The following is a 20,416-nucleotide window of genomic DNA, read 5'->3' on the forward strand; positions in this document are numbered from 1 at the left end:
ACTCGCCTGCATGTGCTGGCCACATTCCGCTCGGCCGCATCGGCGACCCGATCGACGTCGCGGGCACCGTGGTGTTCCTCGCCTCGCCGGCGGCGTCACTGATCACTGGCGCGAAAATAATTGGTGGATGGCGGTTGGTCGGTAGCGTGATAGGACTCTTTGGCTGGTAGTGCGACACCGCTTCGCGAGCGCCGTCTCCCCACACCAGGAAGAAGCGCGCGGACTTCGCAAGGTTAGTCCAAGAGGTCTTTTATGAGCGAAAAATCTCAATCGAACGGTGAATTCGACGAACCGCGGAATGAGCCACTCTTCACGGCTATCTCGCAGACAGACCCCGCCTTCCTAGCAGCTTACGATCGCGCGCTTGCGAGTGTGCCGACATTTGTCGAACATATCGAGGGAAATGCAGATGCCTTCTGTTCTGCGAAGCTTCGGTTTCGCGATCCCGACGAGTCCGTACGTCTTCGGGAGGACCACTTTGTTTTCCTTTGGCTTGCCGCTGTGCATTATCATGCTGAGGAGCGGCTATTTTCAGGTACGTTTTTCGAGGTGCCACCCGAGCTTCAGAAATGGCATCAAGTCGGACAGCGACTTTCGTTTGAAGGCGATGATATTTTCGATTGGATGGTTCTCGACGCGGGGCACTTGCAGGGGGGATTCACATTGCGTGTAACCCGAGACAAGCTTCCTGAGAAAAATCGTGGCTCATACGATCGATACATCGGGGTTTCGGTTTATGAGCCACTGCCGTCCTGATTCAACGCGTGCTTGATAGCCTGGTCTTTCGTTGGAGGATTGGGCAGCCGCACTGGTCAAACCAGCTTTCTCATTCATCGCCGGCGAGCCAACGGACCATGTTCGCCATCAGTCTTCCGTAGAACGGCCATCCGAGGAAATCCTGCGAGAGCCAATGCGGGCCGATATCGGTTGCCCAGGCAATCGTGCGGCCGCGGCCATGGCTACCGACGGCAAGGAGCGGCCAGTCGGTGCCGCGATGGTGGCAGGTCGCCAGAAGCCGGGACGAACCGTCGCGCCTGAATTCCAGCTTGTTCATGCCGAGAATCGGCGGCAAAGGCCCCTCCACCCCGGAAAAAATCGGATGTGACGACTGCAGGATGGAGGCCTGCAAGCCTTGCGGCACCTCCATGCCGTCGCAGTAGGGTAGGCAACGGACCGGCAGAACGTCCTCGACCGGGGTGTCGTGGAAACGCGCCGTCCCGAACATGCCCTGAAAGCCCATGTAACCGCCGGCCAGCATCAGCCCGCCGCCACCTTCGACATAGGCCTTGAGCACATCGAGGCGGTTGACGCCGACACGCCCGGCGCGGGCATCCGGCGTCACCAGCAATGTCAGGGCGCCGACGTCGGAGATCACCACCGCCTGATATTGGGCGAGCCCATCGAGGTCATAGGGAAACTCCGCGCTGCAATGCTCGCCGCCGATCTGCGTGACCGCGATGCCTTCAGTAGCCAGTGCGGCATTGAAGGCCGTCGCGCCATTTGTCGAGGCCGCACTTGTAAGCACGTCGCTGCCGATGGCGACCGACGTCGTCGCCGCAAAGGTTTCGCCTGCAAGCAATATCTTCATTGCCGCCCCGCACTGTTTTCATTTCGAGAGGTTTTTGGGAAGGGCGCCGGATGGACCGGCGCCCCCTAGAACTCAAGCTCTATAGGATCAGAATTTGAACTCGGCCAGATTTTTGGGAGTCACGATCTTAGCCGGGCCAAGGATCAGTTCGCCGCCGGCGCCAATCGTGTATTCGCCGAGCCTGCCTGCCGTGAACTTCTCACCCTCCTTGCCGGTGATCTTGCATTGCGCAAACGCCTGGGCCGTCTGATAAGTAAGATAGCCAAGATCGGTGACGTTCCACCAGATATCCTGAGCCGCTTCGTCCTTGATGTATTTCGAGATCAGAGTGGCCGGCGCGAGACCGGTCAGCTTGACCTTGCCGATCATGCCCGCCTCCTCGAGTGCACGCGCGGCCGCCGGAAGGCCGATGCCAGCCGGGACGATGATCACCTTGAGATCGGGAAACGCCTGGACCAGCGCCAACGCCTGTTGCTGGTTGATTTGTTCGCTTTCTTCGCCATAGGCCACCTGCACCAGCTTCATTTTGGAGAACTTCGGCTCGGCCGCCATCTTCGCCTTCATGAAGTCGATCCAGGCGTTCTGGTTGGTTGCCGTCGGCGTCGACGACAGGATCGCGAATTCGCCTTCACCGCCGCTGAGGGCGAATGCACTTTCCAGCATCATCTCGGCGAGGCTGTCGCCCTTCACCTGATTGACGAATACCGCACGCGCATCGGCGGCCACATCGGAGTCATACGAAATCACCCTGACGCCCTGCTGAACGGCGCGCTTCAGCGCAGGCGCGACGGCATTGGCGTCGTTGCCGGCAATTGCGATGACTCCGACCTTCTGCGACACGAGGCTGTTGATGAAATCGATCTGCGCCTCGGCGGTCGCCTGCGATGGGGCGACCTGGGTAGCGGTGCCGCCAATTTCCTTGGCTGCCTCTTGTGCGCCGCCAAAGGCCACTTTGAAGTAGGGATCCGTGTCGAGCTTGGGCAGGAAACCGACCGTTACGGGTTCCTTGGCGCACTCCTGGCTGAAGGCCAGCGAGCTTGGCGCAAGCAGAACCGCGGATGCGAGCAGGGCTAATCTAAACGCTTTCATTGTGACTCCTCCGTCAAAATTCGGGCTTGAAGGAAGGGGCCCGAGATCACCCCTTTGTCTCGCGCATTGCGCGGGATCTGCTGAGCATCTCCTGTGTGGAGCGCCAGTAATTGCCGATCAGCAGCGAGCCGATTAGAAGCAGGCCGATGATCATGCCCTGCGCGTCGCCACCGATCTGGTTCAGCGCCAGCACGTTGCGGATGATGGCGATCAGGACCAGTGCCAGCATGACGCCGGTCAGGCGGCCCTTGCCGCCAAAGACGCTGACGCCGCCGAGCAGCACGATGGTGATGACGTCAAGCTCCATGCCGAGCGCATTGTTGGCGCGGGCGTTGGAAAGGCGTGCGGTATAGACGATGCCGGCTATCGCCGCGACGACGCCCGAGACGACGAACAGGTTCAGCACCATCCGGCGCGTGTTTATGCCGGAATAGCGCGCCACTTCGGGGCTGCCGCCGAGCGCGTAGATGCGCTTGCCGGTCGGCGTCTTCTGCAGCACGACCGCAAACACCGGCGCCAGCACCAGGAAGGGCACGATGGTCCACGGTATCTCGGTGCCAGGCAGGTTGTTGATGCCGAAATCGACGACCGCGGGCGGCAGGATGTTGACCGAGCCAGTGCCGAGCAGGATGTAGCCAATGCCTCGATAGAGCGCCATGGTGCCGAGCGTCACAACCAACGACTGCAGTCCAAGGCCCGAGACCAGATAGCCGTTGAAGGCGCCGAGCAGGCCGCCGATGACGAGCGTCAGCGGGATTGCGGCAAGTGTCGGCACACCGGCCTGGACCAGCAAGCCAAAGACGACGGACGTCAGCGCCAGCACCGAGGCGATCGACAGGTCGATCTCGCGGGTGATGATGAGCAGCGTCATCGGCAGGATCAGCAATGCCTTTTCCGAGGCGCTGGCGGCCAGTTGCGAGAGATTGAAGCCGGAAACGAAATTCGGCACGAAGATCGCGGCATAGAGGAAGATGGCCACGCAAGAGGTCGCCAGCAGCAGATCCCAGAAGTCGATCGAACGGAGGAACTTTTTCACCGCGCCCTCGCCTGTCTTGCCTGCTCGGCCCGCCGCACGATGAAGGTGTCGATGCCGATGGCGACCAGGATCACGAGGCCGTAGACGCCCTGCAGCCACAGCGGGTCGACGCGCACCAGCGTCAGCCCGTTCTTGATGACGAGCAGCGTGAGCGCGCCGAGGATGATACCGAGCAGCGTGCCCGAACCACCGCGGATGGCGACGCCGCCGACCACCGCCGACGCGATCACGGTGAGTTCGAAGCCGAGCGCGACGCGGGCATCGATGGTCGCATAGCGCGATGCCCACAGCGCACCGCACAGGCCGCCGAGCAGGCCGGCCATGCCAAAGGCCAGCAGGATGCGCCGGTCGACGGGGATGCCGATAAGACGCGCGCCGTCGGGATTGGAGCCGGCGGCGAACAGTTCGCGCCCGATGGCCGTGCGATAGAGCAGCACATAACCCAGGCACAGGATGACGATCGCGATGACGACGATCAGCGGCACGCCGGCGATCTTCAGGCCGGTCATGTCGAGCCAGGCTTGCGTGACTTCGTCGGCGCTGATCTGGTCGCCGGCTGCCCAGATCGAGTTGAAGCCGCGGAAGATCGACATCGAGGCCAGCGTGACGACGATCGCCGGGATCTTTCCCCTGGTGACGACGAGGCCGTTGATCAGGCCGGCGACGCCACCGACGGCGCATGCGGTTATCAGGCCAATGCCGATGTCGAGCCCTGGATAGGCCTGGACCATGCTGGCCGCCATGTAAGCCGACAGGCCGATCACCGCGGCGATCGAAAGGTCGATGTTGCGGGTGATCAGCACCAGCATCTGCGCGAGTGCTGCAACGACGAGCAAGGCGGCATCCATCGACACGGCGGTCAGGTTTGCAGCGCTCACCATGCGCGGGTTGATGATGGTGACCGGGATGGCGACCGCCAGCATCGCGGCGAGCAGACCGAACTCCCGCCGCTTCAGTATGTCGAGCGGTCCTTTTCTCTTCTCCTCGCCGGCGGCCTGTGCCGCCGCATCGGCGCTTTCGCCGACCTTGGTCGCTGCTTCCAGCACCTTTTCCTGAGTCGCTTCGCCCCTGGCAAATTCGGCCGTCCGATGGCCTTCGCGCAGGACGATGATGCGGTCGCACATGCCGATGAGCTCGGGCATTTCGGAGGAGATCAGGATGATTGCCATGCCCTGGGCGGCAAGGTCGGCGATCATCGCATGCACTTCCGCCTTGGTGCCGACGTCGATGCCTTGCGTCGGCTCGTCGAGGATGAGGACGCGCGGTTCGGTGCGCAGCCATTTGGCCAACACCACCTTCTGCTGGTTGCCGCCGGACAGTTCCTTTACCGGCTGCGCGTAGCCGGAAAAGCGAAGCTTCATGCGCTTCAGCCAGTCCGAAACCAGATTGATCGCGCGGTTCGTGCCGTAGAAGCCGGAGCGGGCTGCCTTGTCGAGGACTGGCAGCACCGCGTTGTCGAGGATGGAAAAATCCATCACTAGGCTCTGGCCCATGCGGTCTTCAGAGACATAGGCGATACGCGCATCCATGGCGTCGCGTGCCGACGCGAAGCGCACAGCTTCGCCGTCGATCAGGATTTCGCCGGCATCGGGCTGGTCGATTCCGAACAGCACGCGCGCGATCTCGGTCCGCCCGCTGCCGACCAGGCCGCCGAGCCCGAGCACCTCGCCGGCATGGAGCTTGAGGTCGATATTGGAAAAGCCACCGGCGTGCGAAAGCCCCCTCGCCTCCAGCACCAGTGCGCCGGTGGCATGGCTTCGTTGCGGATAGAGGTCGGTGACCTCGCGGCCGACCATCATGCCGATGGCAGCGGCGCGGCCAAGCTCGGCCTTCGGCTTGACGCCAATGAGGCGCCCGTCGCGCAGCACCGCGATGCGGTCGGCGATGCGGAAGATCTCGTCCATGCGGTGGCCGACGAACATCATCGCCACGCCGTGCAGCCGCAGGTCGGCGACGACAGTGAACAGCCGCTCGACCTCGCGCTGCGACAGGGCGGCCGTCGGCTCGTCCATGATCAGCACCCGCGCGTCGAGCGACAGGGCGCGGGCGATCTCGACCAGTTGCTGTTCGGAGGTGCGCAACGTTCCGAGCCGGGTTTCGGCCGGCACGTCGAGGCCGACTGTCGCCAGCACCCTGCGCGCGCCGGCAAGCATGGCGGCGTTGTCGATGCCGCCGAAGCGGTCGCGCGGCATATGGCCGAGATAGATGTTCTCCGCCACCGAAAGATCAGGGAAAAGACCGGGGTGCTGGTGCATGACCGAGATGCCGGCAGCCTGGGCGTCGTGCGGCGAATGGAAGACCACAGGCTTGCCATCGACTTCGACATGGCCGCCGGTCGGGAGATACACGCCGGCCAGCAGCTTTACGCAGGTGCTCTTGCCGGCGCCGTTTTCGCCAAGCAGAGCCAGCACCTCGCCTGAGCGCAATTCGAAGGACGCGTCCTTGAGGGCAATCGTGCCGCCGAAGGCTTTTGTCGCCTGAACCAGGGCAACGGGGACAGCCGCGTCGCTCTTCACCATGGCGTCGGCTTCGCCTAATGCGCCCAAGTGCAGCACCTTTCCTCCCTGGTCCCTGTTTTTTCAATTTGCTATATTAAATGGTCGAATGCCGCAACTGGAAAATTGACTTCCATGGCCGCGAAGGGCACTGTCGCGTCGCGCACGGGTGCGATTGGAGTGCTCGACCCCGCGGCAGCCTCAAAGCCGCAAGCGGCTGGAGTGGCTCTGCGGGAATGAATGGGGAGGCGCCGGTTTTGTCCGGAAAAGGCAGCAATTCGGTCAAGGTTCGGCATTATAACGAGCGCTTCGTGCTTGATGCCATTCGCCGCCTGAAGGAGGCATCCAAGTCCGATCTGGCGCGCGCCGCAAATCTGACGCCGGCCGCGGTCGCCACCATTGTCGACGGGCTGGAATCGTCCGGATTCGTAAAGCAAGTGGGGAAAAGGTTCGGGCAACGCGGATCCCCATCCACTCTCTACCGACTTGCACCTGAGCGTATCTACAGCGTCGGCATCAAGATCGGCCGGCGCGCGCTGGAAGCCGTGCTCGTCGACTTTGCCGGCGAGGTCCGCTCGCGCGAGTCGCACGAATATCGCTTTCCGGATCCCGACATGGTGCTCAAGGCCGGCAACATGTCGCTGGCCAATTTCGACAAGCTGGTCGAGGGGCTTGGCGATGCCAGCATCGTCGGCATCGGCATCGCCTCGCCATATTTTCTCGGCGGCTGGAGCGAAGAGCTCGGCTTTCCCGACGATCTCGGCAGCCGCTGGGAAGCAATCGATCTGACGACGTTCTTCGCCACAAAGCCGAAGACCCCGGTCTTCGTGGAAAACGACGCATCATCGGCCGCACTCGCCGAACTCATCCAGGGGACCGGCGCGCGGTTCCGCGACTTCATGCATATCTCGATCGACACCTTTGTCGGCGGTGGACTGGTGCAAGGCGGCAAGGTCCATACCGGGCCGCACGGCAACAGCGCCGCGCTCGGTCCTTTGCCGGTCTCGCCTTCAAGCCTCGATTCGGTGGCGGCCAAGCCGGCGCGCTACCAGAGCCTGCTGCATCGCGCTTCGATCTATGTGCTGGTCAATCATCTCAAATCGCGCGGCATCGAGATCAACCGCGTGCGCGAACTCGACCCCTTGCCGCCAGGGGCGCGCGAACCGCTATCCGAATGGATCGACGATTGCGCCAATGCGCTGGTCGAGGCGATCATCGCCATCACCTCCGTCATCGACATCGAAGCGATCGTTCTCGACAGCATCCTGCCGCGGCCGATCCATCTCGAGCTGCTGGCAAAGGTGCAGACCCAGTTCAACAGGATCAGCGCCATCGGCATCGTGGCGCCGGAAATCGTCTCGGGACAATTCGGCCCCGAGGCCTCGCCGATCGGCGCGGCGATGCTGCCGTTCTCGGCACTGTTGGCGCCCGACAGCGGCGTGCTCATGATCGGCAAGGACAGAACAATGCTGCCGGGCAGCCTTTCGAGGCTTGCCAGCCAAGGCCAACCAGCAAGAAGCTCAGCGCCTTCAACGGCATAAGATAGTGCCGCGAAAGAGCATCAAGCTCCGGGCATCATCAACATCAGCTCGCAGTCCGGCACGGCACGACGGGCTTTTTGCGTCGGCACCGGAACTTTTAGCGGCTGCTAATCTTCATTCGTCACCAACATTGAAATGCCGATCGGTCCGCGCTCCGCTTCAGTGCGGGCCCAGGAAGCAAGGAGGAACATATGAACTGGGATCAAATCAAGGGAAAATGGACGCAGTTCAAAGGCAAGGCGAAGGAGCAGTGGGGTGACCTCACCGACGACGATCTTGATCGTATCGAGGGCAATAGGGACCAGCTCTTGGGACGCATCCAGGAGCGATATGGCATCGCCAAGGAAGAGGCGGAGCGCCAGGTTGATAACTGGTCCAGAAGCATCAGCTGAGCCTTTGGATGCAATGCCGTTTGCTGCCCACCACCGGGGTGAAGCTCTGCGTCGCCCGCCGTGCCGACTGGTGCGGTGGGCTCTTTCGACAGCGAGGCCCGCGAGGAACCTTTAGCCGCATCTAATGTTCCACTTGCGTGGCGGGCTTCGCCTCGGCGTGCCCAGCCCGTAGGCGAAGGAGCGTAATCATGAACAACATTATCTGGCTGGTCGGCGCCATCGTGATCGTAATCGCCATTTTGAGCTTTTTGGGTCTGCGATAGGCCTTAGCCCTCTCCTCGACCTCTTCGATTCAGCAACGGCTCCCTCTCGGCGTGGCCTCACTGCCCGTTGCATTCAAGCAGGTCAGACTTAGGTCCCAAGCAAGATACTCCAGGATTGGACCGAAGCCCCGGCTGGGAACGTAGCCGGCTGGCTCACGTTGTGGTGAGCTTTGGCGCGACGAAGATGCGTCCGGGCGGAAGAGTTCAAGCCAGGGAGGAGAGGCCCGACGCTCCGAACGGGCGGCGGGTCTGGGCGTAAATGCAAACGATCAGCAGGCTGTTCAATTCCCATGCCCAGGCAGCACGTGCCGTGGCCAGGCTTCAGGCTGCCGGGATTCGTCGCCGGCAAATCAGCGTCGTCGGATCTTACAATGACAATGATGAACCGATCAGCGTTGCTGGATATTACGACGATGAGATGAGTGCTCTCTGGCGGGGTGCCGTCGCTGGTGCCGCACTTGGCGCGACGGCTGGTCTGTTGGCCGGCTTCAGCGCTTTTGGAGCTCAAGACGTTGATCCTGCGGGGATGACCGGCATGGCCCTGGTCGGTGCGGCTTGGGGCGGCTTTGCCGGCGTGCTTCTCGGAACTTTCGCCAATTTCGCCCAGAAGCCGCGCAAGCCGAAGATCGCAGAAGGTGTCGTACTGGTGATGGCCCGCGTCGATGAAAGGCAGGCCGGCGCCGCGCATACGGTGCTCCGGAGTTTCGCGGAGATGCCTTCCGGGCCGATGAAGAGGAGCGCTTTGCCAAATTCAAGCCGGCTCCGCGTCCGATCTGGTGCCCGATGAAGTTTGTTTCGCGAAACGGGAATTCAAACCGGAGGCGCCCGACGAAAGCTTGGCAAACCAACACTTTGGAAGCATGCGGGCTACTTGCCGTCGTGTTGTCCTTTGTTCTTACCGTTCTATTGGTTGGTCTCATCCTTGGCTGAACCCATGCCCCTTGCCACCGGCGACACTATGCCCGGCAATTGGCGAAGGTTGTGGCCAGTTCGAAGGATTAAACCATTCGTGCTAAGCGTTAATAGCTTGTAGCCATAGGAGAGGACGCCAACGTGGACAAACGGGCTGAAGGAGACGCGGAGAAATTGGCTCGAGGCGAGTTCGAGCTCAGAGCCGAACGATATGGTGTGAACGCCTTTCTTCTCGTTGTCGAACTCGTAAATCTGCTGGAAAAGCGTGGAACGATCAGCAGCGACGACGTCGCGAAAATAGCCGAAGCCGCCGCACTTGCCGTTGCCGCATCCAGCGAACCCGACGTGAACAGCATCAATCTGTTGCAGGCCATCGCTGCCGCACGCCGGCCCAAATAGGCTTATATCAAATCCGCCAGCAATCGGCGCCAACCGATAAACGCTATGTTGAACTGATCTCGGTCGAGCGTACGGAGCCTTTCCATGTGCAATGACTACCAGCAGCACATCGCCTGGGCCGAATACTGCCGGATGATGGAATCGCTGGCGCTCAAAATCCCCAGCCATCAAACCGAATTGGATCTGCCGCAGGCGGATGACATCCACATCAACGACCCCGCGCCTGTAATGCGCGCCGCCGGCGACGCAATCGAACTGGCGTCGATGACGTTCGGCTTTCCCCCGGCCGGGCCAAAAGGCGGACCTGTATTCAACTTTCGCTCGGAGGGCCGGCAGTTCAGCAACAGCAAGCGCTGTCTCGTTCCGGCGTCGGCATTCTTCGAATTCACGGGAACGAAATATCCAAAGACCAAGCACAGGTTCACGCTGAATGGCCATTCGTTCATGGCGATTGCCGGGCTGTGGCGCGAGGGTGTCGGCAACAAGCCGCCGACGTTCACGATGCTGACGACCGATCCGGGGCCGGATGTCGCGCCATATCACAATCGGCAAGTGGTTGTGCTGCGGCCATCGGACTGGGCGGCATGGATCCATCTGACGAAGTCCGAGGCTGAACTCATGCTGCCACTGCCGGAAGGGTCGCTCAGCGCGGAAACAGTTCGCGCAGGTTCCGAGTAGGATCCATCGGAAGACTGCGCGCGCTGAGCTACGGCCGCGCCGCATCGTCACGGCGATGCGCGCCATGCTCAGAACGAATGCCCGCGCGATATAAGCGCTTCAGCCCGGCTTGACGTAGCCGGCGGTGACCTCGTCTTTGTGGGCGGCGAAAGCTTCCAGGACTTCAGTTTTCTCAGGCTTCGGAATTTTGAAATGATCCAAGGTCCGCCCGAGTTCGGCTGCGACCTCATCGAATTCCGCGGGGGAAATCCGCAGGTCGCGATGCGCCTCCTCGAGACCGAGCGGCGTCGTACCGGGCTTGGTGGCGACGAACTTGAAGGGCCCGCCAGAAACGTCGCAGACCCACAGCGTGCGCATGAACTTGAGGCCGGGCAACCTTTCCAGGTTCTTGGTGTGCCATTTGCGCAGCTGCGGATTCTTGGATTTCTTGCCAACGATCGGGTTCTTCACGACGGCGTCGCTGAAGTGATCGATCACCGCTGCGATGGCAAACACGCCGCCCAGCCGCTCATACAGACTTTTCTCAGCTGTGGTCTTCTTGGCCTGGGCGAGCGCGTTGTCGGCAGGCAATACCGCCGTCGATGCCGCGGTCAGCGCCAGCGCGGCGACAACACTTCGTCTTGTCAAAGAGGTCGAAACAGCCGTTTTCATTCCTGGTTCCCTTCGCGGTTAGGCCAGAGCGAGCCGCAGCCTGTCTGGCGGGCTTCATGAAATGACATTCGGACACTTTGCCGTATTTTAGCACCGCCTAACGAACTAACGAGCCGTTCGCCCGAATTATTCCGATTGGGCGCATTGTCATGGTCAACATGCGTCAAAAGGGGCGAAGGTCGCGCGGATGAGGAAGGCTTAGCAGGCGTCGCTGCACGCGGCAGAGGTCGCGAAGCCACTTCGGCCGCATCTGTGCCCCTGACCTTGGGCATTTTCCTTCTGTGTCGTGTTGTCGGCGGCAATCAGCCCCGGTAGGGGGCGTACAATCGCTTCCCGCGGCTTTGCCGGCTGCTTGCGGCCAATAGCTTGTGCTTTTCGAAGATCGCGAGCTTCTGCGGATAGGTCATCCGCACCTTGGCGTTGCACCCGTCGCATCTGAAGTGCGCGATTGTTCTTAGTGCGGAGCCCTTTCTTACCGCCGGGTGTGAGCAATCCGGACATTCGAATGTGAGCGCGACATCAGATAAGTCTTCGGCCAAACCCATTTCTATCCCCTTCGCAAGCTCGGTGGCTACACTCTGGCGATCATCAATGGGCAATTCAGATGCCAATCCGATTGTGCCAATGCGGGACTAGAACAATTCGCCTCGGAACGCCGCCTAGCTAGTGCGCCTTCTCTGCACCTTTTGAGCGACGAAGAGACCTAACTTCCTCCAGCAGTTCGCGCTCATTGGTAGTCACGTTTCGGAAGATTGCGACAATCATCACCGCCAAGGCTTCGGCATCCAGGCTTAGAGGGTCAATGTGCTCATCTGCGCAAACCTGATCAAACACGCGTTCACAAATAGCCAAATCGTGAGGGCTGAGGCGAGTGCGATTGAAACGCCGGCGCGACATTTGCGAGCCTTCGAGGCCGCTGCCCGTGCAAAAGAAGCGGGTCTTCGCGAGAAACGCGAGTCATTGAGCGATTGTTCCCGGCTGCAAGCTTTGTTAAGCCGCTTGCAGCAGGGCAGACTAGAACGCTTTCCCCGCGCGCATCATGGCGCGTGCGAGCGCCGGGAGGTGCGCGTGCAAGACCACTGTTTCGACGAGCTTGTGCGCGTGGCACTCGACAGATCGCGGGGCGCCATATTTTTCGGCAACCTCGCCAACCGCGCACAATCATCATCGAGCAGGTAAGGGAGCCGTGGAAGATGCGCCAGCGAAAACAATCTGGTGCTGCGAGAGAGGATTGAACTCTCGACCTCTCCCTTACCAAGGGAGTGCTCTACCACTGAGCTACCGCAGCCGCCGATGGCGGGGCTTCTGCCATATCGAACCGGCAAGCGCAAGGCCAAGACAAAGACGGGTTGAAAGGCCGCACCGGGCGATCGTTGCGGACATGGCCGTGCCACAATGTTGGCTATCCCTTGATACGCACCGGCGGGTCGCCGGCCGGGGACCGAACGATGAACGGCAAGACAGTTTCTCCGAACAAGGATGGATCACCGAAGAAGGATGATTCAGCGAAAAAGGCCGGAACGGGCCGCAAGGACCGGCTGGCCGAGCAGTTGCGCGCCAACCTGCAGAAGCGCAAGGCGCAATCGCGCTCACGAAGGACCGGCGACGCCGACAAGCGGCGCGCTGGCGAGGCCGACGAGCGGCCGGAGGGGCTGCAGGCGGCGATGAAAAAAGATTAACGCGAATCGGCTATGTTGGTCGCCGGTACTTTGGCCAAGTCGGCGTGGGCCAAAGTGGGGAGTAGCCTGTTTCTTGAACCAAGCCGGCCAATGGTCTAGATGGCCGCAACAGACTCAACCGATTTAAACCGGCCTTGGCGCCGAGGGGACGCTCTTCATGGATCGCATCAGAATTGTCGGCGGCAACAAGCTTGCCGGAAGCATTCCGATCTCGGGCGCGAAAAACGCTGCGCTGCCGCTGATGATCGCCGCGCTTTTGACCGACGACACGCTGACGCTGGAAAACGTGCCGCATCTGGCCGATGTCGAGCAGCTCATCCGCATCCTCGGCAATCACGGCGTCGACTACTCGGTCAATGGCCGCCGCGAAAAGCAGCAGGAAGGCTATTCGCGCACCATCACTTTCTCCGCCCGCAACATCGTCGACACGACGGCGCCTTACGAGTTGGTGTCGAAGATGCGGGCCTCGTTCTGGGTGATCGGCCCGCTGCTGGCCCGCATGGGCGAAGCCAAGGTGTCGCTGCCCGGCGGCTGCGCCATCGGCACACGGCCTGTCGACCTGTTCCTGGAAGGCCTGCAGGCGCTGGGCGCCGATATCGATGTCGACACCGGCTATGTCATCGCCAAGACCAGGAACGGCCGGCTTGTCGGCAACCGCTACATGTTCCCGAAAGTTTCGGTCGGCGCCACCCATGTGCTGATGATGGCGGCCTCGCTGGCCAAGGGCGAGACGGTGCTCGAAAATGCCGCCCGGGAGCCGGAGATCGTCAACCTCGCCGAATGCCTCAACGCCATGGGCGCGAAGATCTCCGGCGCCGGCACGGCGACCATCACCATCGACGGCGTCGAGGCGCTGTCGGGCGCCCGCGTCAGGGTGATCCCCGACCGTATCGAGACCGGCACCTATGCGATGGCGGTGGCGATGACCGGCGGCGACGTCGTGCTGGAAGGCGCGCGGCCCGACCTGTTGCAGACGGCGCTCGACATCATTTCGCAGACCGGCGCCGAGATCACGCAGACCAATTCCGGCATCCGCGTCAGGCGCAACGGCGCCGGCATTTCGCCGGTCGACGTGACGACGGCGCCCTTCCCGGCTTTCCCGACCGATCTGCAGGCGCAGTTCATGGGCCTGATGACGATGGCCAAGGGCAAGTCGCGCATCACCGAGACGATCTTCGAAAACCGCTTCATGCACGTCCAGGAACTCGCCCGGCTCGGCGCCCACATCACGCTGTCCGGCCAGACGGCGATCGTTGACGGCGTGGCGAAGCTGAAGGGCGCGCCGGTCATGGCGACCGATCTTCGCGCCTCGGTGTCGCTGGTCATCGCCGGCCTGGCCGCCGAAGGCGAAACCACGGTCAACCGCGTCTACCATCTCGACCGCGGCTTCGAGCGGCTGGAGGAAAAGCTGTCCGGCTGCGGCGCGGAGATCGAGCGCATTTCGGGCTAGAGCCTTTCCGCAGGCTTGTGGCGCGGTTGCACCGATCGCCAAGACCGCCTAACAGAAGGCCAATTGTAAACCTTCGCAGGTGCGAATTCCGCATGAATGGCCTCAAGCTTGTCGCGCTCGACGATCAGGATCTGGGCATCATCTCGGCGCATGTCCAGGATGCTGTCATGAAGGTCAGCGATCTCGAATACCTGCCTTCGGTAAAGCGCTTCGTGCTGACCATGAACCGCTTCGTCTGGGAGGCGAAATCCGGCTTCTTGCGCCAGCACAATGAGCGGCGGCAGGCCGTGCTGCATTTCGACCGGGTGCTCGGCGCCAAGACCAGCGGCATTGCCCGCGACAAGCCGGACGAAGTGCTGTCGCTGCTGGCGATCAGCTTTCTCGCGCTCGACAAGCCGGCCGGCATCGTCGAGCTGATCTTTTCGGGCGGCGGCGCGATCATGCTCGATGTCGAATGCATCGAGGCACGGCTTGCCGATGTCGGCGGCGCCTGGGAAGCGACGTCGCGCCCGGTCCACAGGGTCTGAGCCGATGGCCATCACGCTTCGCCAGTCCGACGCCGATTTCGAGCAGCGCTTTGCCGCGTTCCTGCTGACCAAGCGGGAAGTCTCGGCCGATGTCGACGCCGTGGTGCGCGAGATCATCGCCAAGGTGCGTGCCGAGGGCGACGCGGCGCTGGTCGGGTACACGCAGAAATTCGGCGGCGGTGACCTGGCCAGGCTCGGCATCGCCGTCTCCAGGGACGACATTGCCAAGGCTTACGAGGCCGCCGATCCGCAGACGGTCGAGGCGCTGAAATTCGCGCGCGAGCGCATCCGCTCCCACCACCAGCGGCAGCTGCCGCAGGACGACCGCTACACCGATGCCGCCGGCGTCGAGCTCGGCTCGCGCTGGACGGCGATCGAGGCCGTCGGGCTCTACGTGCCGGGCGGCACGGCGAGCTATCCGAGCTCGGTGCTGATGAACGCGATACCGGCCAAGGTCGCCGGCGTCGAGCGCATCGCCATGGTGGTGCCGGCCTCCGGCGGCGAGGTGCCGCCGCTGGTGCTGGTGGCAGCCGACCTTGCCGGTGTCTCCGAAATCTACCGCGTTGGTGGCGCCCAGGCGATCGCGGCCCTTGCCTATGGTACCGAAACGATAAAGCCCGTCGCCAAGATCGTCGGCCCCGGCAATGCCTATGTCGCGGCGGCCAAGCGCCAGGTGTTCGGCACGGTCGGCATCGACATGATCGCCGGGCCGTCGGAAGTGCTGGTCGTCGCCGACGGCAGCAACGATCCGGACTGGATCGCCGCCGACCTCCTCGCCCAGGCCGAACACGATGTGTCGGCGCAGTCGATCCTGATCACCGACGACCGTGCCTTTGGCGCAGCGGTCGAACAGGCGGTGGAGCGGCAGTTGCAGAACCTGCCGCGCGGAGAAACGGCGGCGGCGAGCTGGCGCGATTTCGGCGCCGTGATCCTGGTGCCAACGATCGAGGCAGCACTGCCGCTGGTCGACCGCATCGCGGCCGAACATGTCGAGCTTGCCATCGATGACCCAGAGGCCTTCCTGGCGCGGATGCGCAATGCCGGTGCGGTGTTTCTCGGCCGTCATACGCCGGAAGCCATCGGTGACTATGTCGCCGGCTCCAACCACGTGCTGCCGACGGCGCGCTCGGCGCGCTTTTCGTCCGGGCTTTCGGTGCTCGATTTCGTCAAGCGCACCTCGGTCCTGAAGCTCGGGCCGGAGCAGTTGCGGGCACTGGCGCCGGCGGCGATCACGCTCGCCAAGGCGGAAGGGCTCGATGCACATGGACGCTCCGTCGGCATCCGGCTGAACATGTAGAATGTCCGACTACGACCAAACCCGCGCCAGGCTGATCGATGTCGAGCTCGACGAGACGATCGGCCGCTCGACGCCCGATGTCGAGCATGAGCGGGCGGTGGCGATCTTCGACCTGATAGAGGAGAACCGCTTCCAGCCGGTCAATGACGACGGCGCCGGACCGTACCGACTAAAACTGTCGCTGGCCGAGTCCCGGCTGGTGTTTGCGGTGGCGCGCGAGGACGGCGCAGCCGTGGTCACCCACATCCTGTCGCTGACGCCGCTTCGGCGCATCGTCAAGGATTATTACATGATCTGCGAAAGCTATTACGATGCCATCCGCACCGCGACACCCAGCCACATCGAGGCGATCGACATGGGCCGGCGCGGCCTGCACAATGAAGGCTCGCAGACGCTGATGGACCGCCTTGCCGGCAAGATCGAGATTGACTTCGACACGGCGCGCCGGCTGTTCACGCTGGTTTGCGTGCTGCACTGGCGAGGCTGAACTGGCCGCCCCGCTGCCCCGCGCGATCCTGCCCCGCTCGATCCTGTTTGTCTGCGGTATGAACGCCGTGCGCTCGCCGATGGCCGAATTGCTGGCGCGCAAGGTGCTTCCGCCCACCACCTTCGTCGCCTCGGCGGGAGTGCGCGGCGGCGAACGCGATCCGTTCGTCGATGCCGTGCTGGCCGAAGAAGGGCTGTCGCTGGGCGAACGGCACCCGAGAACGATGGACGACCTCGAGGACGACTATTTCGACCTGATCGTCACGCTGGCGCCGGAAGCCCACCACACCGCGCTCGAGCTCACCCGCTCGCTGGCCGTCGAGGTCGAGTATTGGCCGATGCCCGACCCGACCGGCGTCAGCGGCACGCGCGAGCAGATCATGGCCGCCTACCGCGACGTGCGCGAGCGGCTGAAGGCGCGGATCGGCCGCCGTTTTCTCGGCAACGGGGCTAAAAACGCCGCGGATTAAGCATGTTCACAAGCGGACGTTTATCATATAGGTTCCGCGCAACTTTCCGGCCGGGGCGCTGGAAGTACCCATCCAAGCAAAGGTATCGAATGCCGAAGGAAGAAGTCCTCGAGTTTCCGGGTGTCGTGACGGAACTGCTGCCCAACGCGATGTTCAGGGTCAAGCTCGAAAACGAACATGAAATCATCGCCCATACGGCCGGCCGCATGCGCAAGAACCGCATCCGCGTTTTGACCGGCGACAAGGTCCTGGTCGAGATGACGCCCTACGACCTGACCAAGGGCCGCATCACCTACCGCTTCAAGTAAGTTCAAGGACCCGGCCGGGATCGCGATGGGCATTTTGCAGAAGCTCGTGCTTGCCTCGGGTTCGCCGCGCCGGATCGAGCTGCTGCAGCAGGCCGGCATCGAGCCGGACCGTGTGCTGCCGGCCGATGTCGACGAGACGCCGCTGCGCGCCGAGCACCCGCGCTCGCTGGCCAAGCGCCTGGCAACACAAAAGGCCGAGAAGGCGCTGGCTTCGCTGAAGACCGAAGCCGACTACCTGCCGAGCTTCGTGCTGGCCGCCGACACGGTGGTTGCCGTCGGGCGGCGCATCCTGCCCAAGGCCGAGACGCTCGACGACGCCGCCAACTGCCTCGGGCTTTTGTCCGGCCGTTCGCACCGGGTCTATTCCGGCATCTGCCTGATCACGCCGGGCGGCAAGCAGCGCTTGCGGCTGGTCGAGACCAGGGTGCGTTTCAAGCGGCTGCCGCGCGAGGAGATCGAGGCCTACATCGCATCCGGAGAATGGCGCGGCAAGGCCGGCGGCTATGGCGTCCAGGGGCTTGCCGGCGCCTTCGTCGTCAAGCTTGTCGGCTCCTACACCAACGTCGTCGGCCTGCCGCTCTACGAGACGGTAGCGCTTTTGAGCGGCGAAGGGTTTAAGGTGCACGCCAACTGGCTGTCGGGTGCGCGGATATGAGCCCGGACGACAAGGTCACGCCATTGCGGCCCAAGCGGCCCTGCCCCGAATGCGGCAAGCCATCGGCGCGCGAAACCTACCCGTTCTGCTCGACGCGCTGCAAGGACATCGACCTCAACCGCTGGCTGAAGGGGGTCTACGTCATCCCGGGACGCGACGACGAGGACGAGAACGACGACCAGAAATAGCGCCGTCCACCTGCGGTTTTCCACAGGCTTGGGACGGTTTCGCAGCCGCGATCGTGACCGATGATCGGCCTTGCGGACTGCCTGTCGTTTCGCGCCTGAAATCAATGTCCAGAACTTGTTCCATCCGGGCACTGTCGGACGGAACAGGTTCTGGCGTTTTGTTTGAGCATAATCTTTTCCGAAAACCGGATTCCACTTTTCGGGATCATGCTTTTTGTTTGAGCATGATCTTTTCCGAAAACCGGATTCCACTTTTCGGGATCATGCTTTTTGTCTGAGCATAATCTTTTCCGAAAACCGGATTCCACTTTTCGGGATCATGCTCTAAGCGCTGGACAGGCCGAATTCCCGTGCTATAACCCACGCGCTTTCAAGGGGTGCCGACGGCGCTTTCATGAACCCGGTGTGCAGATTGCCGCCCGCCGGAGCAGGCCCAGATAGCTCAGTTGGTAGAGCAGCGGACTGAAAATCCGCGTGTCGGTGGTTCGAATCCGCCTCTGGGCACCACTACTTCCTCATATAAAATCAACGGCTTGCGGTGTCGCCAACTTGGCGACTTACGGCATTTCATGTCGCGCCGTGTTGCGAACTGTTACCGTTGATTTTCAAGGGTTTCCTGCGACTGTCGGCAACTCCACGCGACATGAACGCGACATGAGCACGCGTAAAGCGCGCCGATGTTGCCGTCCGATCAATCGGCTGCTCGATGAGCGAGCACGGACTGTAGGAAGCGAAGCGAATGAGGTCTGGTATGACTTTTGTACGCGGGGCAAAGGCCATACCAGAGGATTCGGTCAGGCCGCCTCAACAGGGCGAACGATAGAGGTCAGCGACGAAGACGTCTCTCAATTCTGGGATGCGATAGGTGTCGCCGACCGCAAAAGGCAGATCCTCATCGCTGCATACACGCAATCCATGCCGAAATCCGCTGAGGAAGAGGCGCTTGAGGCGGATCAGCAGGATATTGCCGATGGCTTCGAGAGGCGGTTCGCCAGCGCTGAGCTAAGGCCCGAGCAAGCCGCTTTCAGACGTTCTCTCATGCGTTTCTATGGTTCGAGATGCGTGGGCACTGGTTACGAGAGGCTTACAGGCCGGCAGGTGCGGCATCGGGCCAAACCGGAGTTCATACGCAGGCATTACGAGGAATTCGCGTCCCGCAATCGGCAGGGAGATACTTGAACCTCAAGACGTCTGGAAATTACAGCGCGAACCCGCGTTGCGTTGCCGGAATCCCCCAATCTACGAAAGTACCTCGCGACGTCTGGATGCTTGCGATCGTCCTGCCTCAAAAGGGCAAGTGCATCGTTGGTCACCGGCGAGCGCCGTCGCCAAAGGCACTGATGAGCAGAGGCGAGCAGCGCTTTGTCCGATTGAGCCAAGCGAAGCGCAGCCAAAACCGACACTCGATACTTTCCTGCCATAGCTTCAACAAAGACCAGCCTCATGGCAAATGCTCGGTTTCAAATTTCATGTGCCCGCCGGCTTTACCGCTTTCTGGCAACCACCAGGAAATTCTGCGCAAGCTCCGCCGGAATCCTGGCACTTGCGCAGATCCTTTCAAACGGCACGATCAATATTTCGCAGAGTCTTGGCAGCAATTTCCCGGGTCGCGGCAAAAAACCGTACCCAACTATCCGCTCGACAATAAAGCCATTTGCAATGAGCGTCTGCTCGTATCCTTTAATGCTCAAAGTGTGGCGGACTGTCCCTCCTGCATAACGGTTCAGAATGCGGCAGACCAGCCCTATTGGCGAGGTCGCATTCATGTGGATATTCGAGATTAGCAATCCACCTTCGTTCAAATGCGCGCTGATGGCCGACAGTGCATCCTTCCTGAGCTCATCTTCAGCATTGAGGAAGAATCTGAATGCCGTGACCACGTCGAACCTTTCGGCAAGCGGAGAGAGCGTAATATCAGCGCGGACCAATTTCACGTTCTTCGGAACCCGTGCGCTAGCCAGCATAGATTGGGAGATGTCAACGCCGACGACTTCACCAAAAAATTGAGCTGCGATATTTGCTATGCGGCCTGTGCCGCATGCGAAGTCCAGGCATTTCCGGTTCGGCCCGCCGACAGGCAGGAGAATACGTTCGACCAAAGGCTTTTCGATACCCGACCACAGAGCTGCATAGTAGCCGGACCGGAACGTGTCGGAGTAATGGGCACCGTACCCATCCGTCTGGTGGCTTGCTCGGTAATCCCGACGAGCGGGTGCACGGTTCTCATGGACGCTGCCTAACGGTCGCCACTGCGCCCGCAGAAATCTGCGAATGCCAACCAACGATCTCACCGTGAGCACCATGCAACTCGC

General features: G+C 61.9%; 22 protein-coding genes, 2 tRNA genes and 1 pseudogene. 17 read left to right on the forward strand and 8 right to left on the reverse strand.

Features of this window, described 5'->3' with window-relative positions:
• Positions 1 to 8 precede the first annotated feature (8 nt).
• Positions 9 to 150: pseudogene (locus tag NKI52_RS12085) on the forward strand (SDR family oxidoreductase); the annotation flags it as partial.
• 102 nt (positions 151 to 252) lie between these two features.
• Complete coding sequence (locus NKI52_RS12090) at positions 253 to 756, forward strand: DUF2314 domain-containing protein (RefSeq protein ID WP_352624344.1); 504 nt, start codon at positions 253 to 255, stop codon at positions 754 to 756.
• 70 nt (positions 757 to 826) lie between these two features.
• Here NKI52_RS12090 and NKI52_RS12095 read toward each other — a convergent pair whose 3' ends face one another.
• The 4 genes from NKI52_RS12095 to NKI52_RS12110 form a co-directional block, all read right to left on the reverse strand.
• Entirely contained in the window at positions 827 to 1,588 is a 762-nt protein-coding gene (locus tag NKI52_RS12095; protein ID WP_352624342.1) for a glutamine amidotransferase, read from the reverse strand.
• Positions 1,589 to 1,675: 87 nt separating this feature from the next.
• On the reverse strand, positions 1,676 to 2,677 hold the full coding sequence (locus tag NKI52_RS12100) for a rhamnose ABC transporter substrate-binding protein (protein WP_352698095.1): 1,002 nt from the start codon (positions 2,675 to 2,677) through the stop codon (positions 1,676 to 1,678).
• Positions 2,678 to 2,723: 46 nt separating this feature from the next.
• Entirely contained in the window at positions 2,724 to 3,713 is a 990-nt protein-coding gene (locus NKI52_RS12105) for an ABC transporter permease (RefSeq protein WP_352698097.1), read from the reverse strand.
• On the reverse strand, positions 3,710 to 6,268 hold the full coding sequence (locus NKI52_RS12110) for an ATP-binding cassette domain-containing protein (RefSeq protein WP_352698099.1): 2,559 nt from the start codon (positions 6,266 to 6,268) through the stop codon (positions 3,710 to 3,712). The genes NKI52_RS12105 and NKI52_RS12110 overlap by 4 nt, the downstream gene beginning before the upstream one ends.
• A 197-nt stretch (positions 6,269 to 6,465) precedes the next feature.
• Here NKI52_RS12110 and NKI52_RS12115 point away from each other — a divergent pair, with 197 nt between their 5' ends.
• The 3 genes from NKI52_RS12115 to NKI52_RS12125 all read left to right on the forward strand — a co-directional run bounded on the left by NKI52_RS12115 (position 6,466) and on the right by NKI52_RS12125 (position 9,191).
• The gene (locus tag NKI52_RS12115) at positions 6,466 to 7,749 is read left to right on the forward strand and encodes an ROK family transcriptional regulator (RefSeq protein ID WP_352698101.1); all 1,284 of its coding nucleotides are present in this window, start codon (positions 6,466 to 6,468) and stop codon (positions 7,747 to 7,749) included.
• 191 nt (positions 7,750 to 7,940) lie between these two features.
• The gene (locus NKI52_RS12120; protein WP_023719429.1) at positions 7,941 to 8,141 is read left to right on the forward strand and encodes a CsbD family protein; all 201 of its coding nucleotides are present in this window, start codon (positions 7,941 to 7,943) and stop codon (positions 8,139 to 8,141) included.
• 522 nt (positions 8,142 to 8,663) lie between these two features.
• Entirely contained in the window at positions 8,664 to 9,191 is a 528-nt protein-coding gene (locus tag NKI52_RS12125) for a hypothetical protein (protein WP_352614733.1), read from the forward strand.
• Between the two features lie 116 nt (positions 9,192 to 9,307).
• Here NKI52_RS12125 and NKI52_RS12130 read toward each other — a convergent pair whose 3' ends face one another.
• Complete coding sequence (locus tag NKI52_RS12130) at positions 9,308 to 9,748, reverse strand: hypothetical protein (protein ID WP_352698103.1); 441 nt, start codon at positions 9,746 to 9,748, stop codon at positions 9,308 to 9,310.
• A 51-nt stretch (positions 9,749 to 9,799) separates the two neighbouring features.
• Here NKI52_RS12130 and NKI52_RS12135 point away from each other — a divergent pair, with 51 nt between their 5' ends.
• Positions 9,800 to 10,393: an SOS response-associated peptidase gene (locus NKI52_RS12135; protein WP_352683163.1), complete on the forward strand. Its 594-nt coding sequence runs from the start codon at positions 9,800 to 9,802 to the stop codon at positions 10,391 to 10,393.
• 99 nt (positions 10,394 to 10,492) lie between these two features.
• Here the strand turns inward: NKI52_RS12135 and NKI52_RS12140 are convergent, their stop codons facing one another.
• Both NKI52_RS12140 and NKI52_RS12145 read right to left on the reverse strand, forming a co-directional pair.
• On the reverse strand, positions 10,493 to 11,044 hold the full coding sequence (locus NKI52_RS12140; protein ID WP_352698105.1) for a group I truncated hemoglobin: 552 nt from the start codon (positions 11,042 to 11,044) through the stop codon (positions 10,493 to 10,495).
• A 1,213-nt stretch (positions 11,045 to 12,257) separates the two neighbouring features.
• Positions 12,258 to 12,332: transfer RNA gene (locus tag NKI52_RS12145), tRNA-Thr, on the reverse strand.
• Positions 12,333 to 12,492: 160 nt separating this feature from the next.
• On the opposite strand from NKI52_RS12145, the gene NKI52_RS12150 reads away from it, so the two are divergent.
• The 11 genes from NKI52_RS12150 (at position 12,493) to NKI52_RS12200 (ending at position 19,283) form a co-directional block, all read left to right on the forward strand.
• Entirely contained in the window at positions 12,493 to 12,723 is a 231-nt protein-coding gene (locus tag NKI52_RS12150) for a hypothetical protein (RefSeq protein ID WP_352683168.1), read from the forward strand.
• Positions 12,724 to 12,880: 157 nt separating this feature from the next.
• Positions 12,881 to 14,173 (forward strand): UDP-N-acetylglucosamine 1-carboxyvinyltransferase, encoded by a 1,293-nt coding sequence (gene murA / locus NKI52_RS12155; RefSeq protein ID WP_352614714.1) that lies wholly within the window; start codon positions 12,881 to 12,883, stop codon positions 14,171 to 14,173.
• 92 nt (positions 14,174 to 14,265) lie between these two features.
• Complete coding sequence (locus NKI52_RS12160; protein ID WP_352698108.1) at positions 14,266 to 14,700, forward strand: DUF2948 family protein; 435 nt, start codon at positions 14,266 to 14,268, stop codon at positions 14,698 to 14,700.
• Between the two features lie 4 nt (positions 14,701 to 14,704).
• Positions 14,705 to 15,997: a histidinol dehydrogenase gene (gene hisD, locus NKI52_RS12165; protein WP_352698110.1), complete on the forward strand. Its 1,293-nt coding sequence runs from the start codon at positions 14,705 to 14,707 to the stop codon at positions 15,995 to 15,997.
• A gap of 1 nt (position 15,998) precedes the next feature.
• Complete coding sequence (locus tag NKI52_RS12170; RefSeq protein ID WP_292663977.1) at positions 15,999 to 16,484, forward strand: UPF0262 family protein; 486 nt, start codon at positions 15,999 to 16,001, stop codon at positions 16,482 to 16,484.
• Positions 16,485 to 16,542: 58 nt separating this feature from the next.
• On the forward strand, positions 16,543 to 16,953 hold the full coding sequence (locus tag NKI52_RS12175) for an arsenate-mycothiol transferase ArsC (protein WP_023677404.1): 411 nt from the start codon (positions 16,543 to 16,545) through the stop codon (positions 16,951 to 16,953).
• A gap of 89 nt (positions 16,954 to 17,042) precedes the next feature.
• Entirely contained in the window at positions 17,043 to 17,261 is a 219-nt protein-coding gene (gene infA / locus NKI52_RS12180) for a translation initiation factor IF-1 (RefSeq protein WP_006200926.1), read from the forward strand.
• Positions 17,262 to 17,286: 25 nt separating this feature from the next.
• Entirely contained in the window at positions 17,287 to 17,916 is a 630-nt protein-coding gene (locus NKI52_RS12185; protein ID WP_352457706.1) for a Maf-like protein, read from the forward strand.
• Complete coding sequence (gene yacG, locus NKI52_RS12190) at positions 17,913 to 18,104, forward strand: DNA gyrase inhibitor YacG (RefSeq protein WP_023677402.1); 192 nt, start codon at positions 17,913 to 17,915, stop codon at positions 18,102 to 18,104. The genes NKI52_RS12185 and yacG overlap by 4 nt, the downstream gene beginning before the upstream one ends.
• Positions 18,105 to 18,535: 431 nt before the next feature.
• Positions 18,536 to 18,611 (forward strand) — tRNA-Phe (locus NKI52_RS12195).
• Between the two features lie 147 nt (positions 18,612 to 18,758).
• Complete coding sequence (locus tag NKI52_RS12200) at positions 18,759 to 19,283, forward strand: hypothetical protein (RefSeq protein WP_352698111.1); 525 nt, start codon at positions 18,759 to 18,761, stop codon at positions 19,281 to 19,283.
• Positions 19,284 to 19,588: 305 nt separating this feature from the next.
• Here the strand turns inward: NKI52_RS12200 and NKI52_RS12205 are convergent, their stop codons facing one another.
• The gene (locus tag NKI52_RS12205) at positions 19,589 to 20,407 is read right to left on the reverse strand and encodes a class I SAM-dependent DNA methyltransferase (protein ID WP_352698112.1); all 819 of its coding nucleotides are present in this window, start codon (positions 20,405 to 20,407) and stop codon (positions 19,589 to 19,591) included.
• Between the last annotated feature and the right edge of the window lie 9 nt (positions 20,408 to 20,416).

The sequence above is a fragment of the Mesorhizobium sp. M0590 genome, assembly GCF_040320905.1.
Taxonomy (GTDB): Bacteria; Pseudomonadota; Alphaproteobacteria; order Rhizobiales; family Rhizobiaceae; genus Mesorhizobium.

Bases quoted from the DNA above. Each gene is read 5' to 3' on its own strand.
- NKI52_RS12090 (WP_352624344.1), top strand. From the start codon at position 253: ATGAGCGAAAAATCTCAATCGAACGGTGAATTCGACGAACCGCGGAAT.
- NKI52_RS12095 (WP_352624342.1), bottom strand. From the start codon at position 1,588: ATGAAGATATTGCTTGCAGGCGAAACCTTTGCGGCGACGACGTCGGTC.
- NKI52_RS12100 (WP_352698095.1), bottom strand. From the start codon at position 2,677: ATGAAAGCGTTTAGATTAGCCCTGCTCGCATCCGCGGTTCTGCTTGCG.
- NKI52_RS12120 (WP_023719429.1), top strand. From the start codon at position 7,941: ATGAACTGGGATCAAATCAAGGGAAAATGGACGCAGTTCAAAGGCAAG.
- NKI52_RS12125 (WP_352614733.1), top strand. From the start codon at position 8,664: ATGCAAACGATCAGCAGGCTGTTCAATTCCCATGCCCAGGCAGCACGT.
- NKI52_RS12135 (WP_352683163.1), top strand. From the start codon at position 9,800: ATGTGCAATGACTACCAGCAGCACATCGCCTGGGCCGAATACTGCCGG.
- NKI52_RS12140 (WP_352698105.1), bottom strand. From the start codon at position 11,044: ATGAAAACGGCTGTTTCGACCTCTTTGACAAGACGAAGTGTTGTCGCC.
- NKI52_RS12150 (WP_352683168.1), top strand. From the start codon at position 12,493: ATGAACGGCAAGACAGTTTCTCCGAACAAGGATGGATCACCGAAGAAG.
- murA (WP_352614714.1), top strand. From the start codon at position 12,881: ATGGATCGCATCAGAATTGTCGGCGGCAACAAGCTTGCCGGAAGCATT.
- NKI52_RS12160 (WP_352698108.1), top strand. From the start codon at position 14,266: ATGAATGGCCTCAAGCTTGTCGCGCTCGACGATCAGGATCTGGGCATC.
- hisD (WP_352698110.1), top strand. From the start codon at position 14,705: ATGGCCATCACGCTTCGCCAGTCCGACGCCGATTTCGAGCAGCGCTTT.
- NKI52_RS12170 (WP_292663977.1), top strand. From the start codon at position 15,999: ATGTCCGACTACGACCAAACCCGCGCCAGGCTGATCGATGTCGAGCTC.
- NKI52_RS12175 (WP_023677404.1), top strand. From the start codon at position 16,543: ATGAACGCCGTGCGCTCGCCGATGGCCGAATTGCTGGCGCGCAAGGTG.
- infA (WP_006200926.1), top strand. From the start codon at position 17,043: ATGCCGAAGGAAGAAGTCCTCGAGTTTCCGGGTGTCGTGACGGAACTG.
- NKI52_RS12185 (WP_352457706.1), top strand. From the start codon at position 17,287: ATGGGCATTTTGCAGAAGCTCGTGCTTGCCTCGGGTTCGCCGCGCCGG.
- yacG (WP_023677402.1), top strand. From the start codon at position 17,913: ATGAGCCCGGACGACAAGGTCACGCCATTGCGGCCCAAGCGGCCCTGC.
- NKI52_RS12200 (WP_352698111.1), top strand. From the start codon at position 18,759: ATGAGCACGCGTAAAGCGCGCCGATGTTGCCGTCCGATCAATCGGCTG.
- NKI52_RS12205 (WP_352698112.1), bottom strand. From the start codon at position 20,407: ATGGTGCTCACGGTGAGATCGTTGGTTGGCATTCGCAGATTTCTGCGG.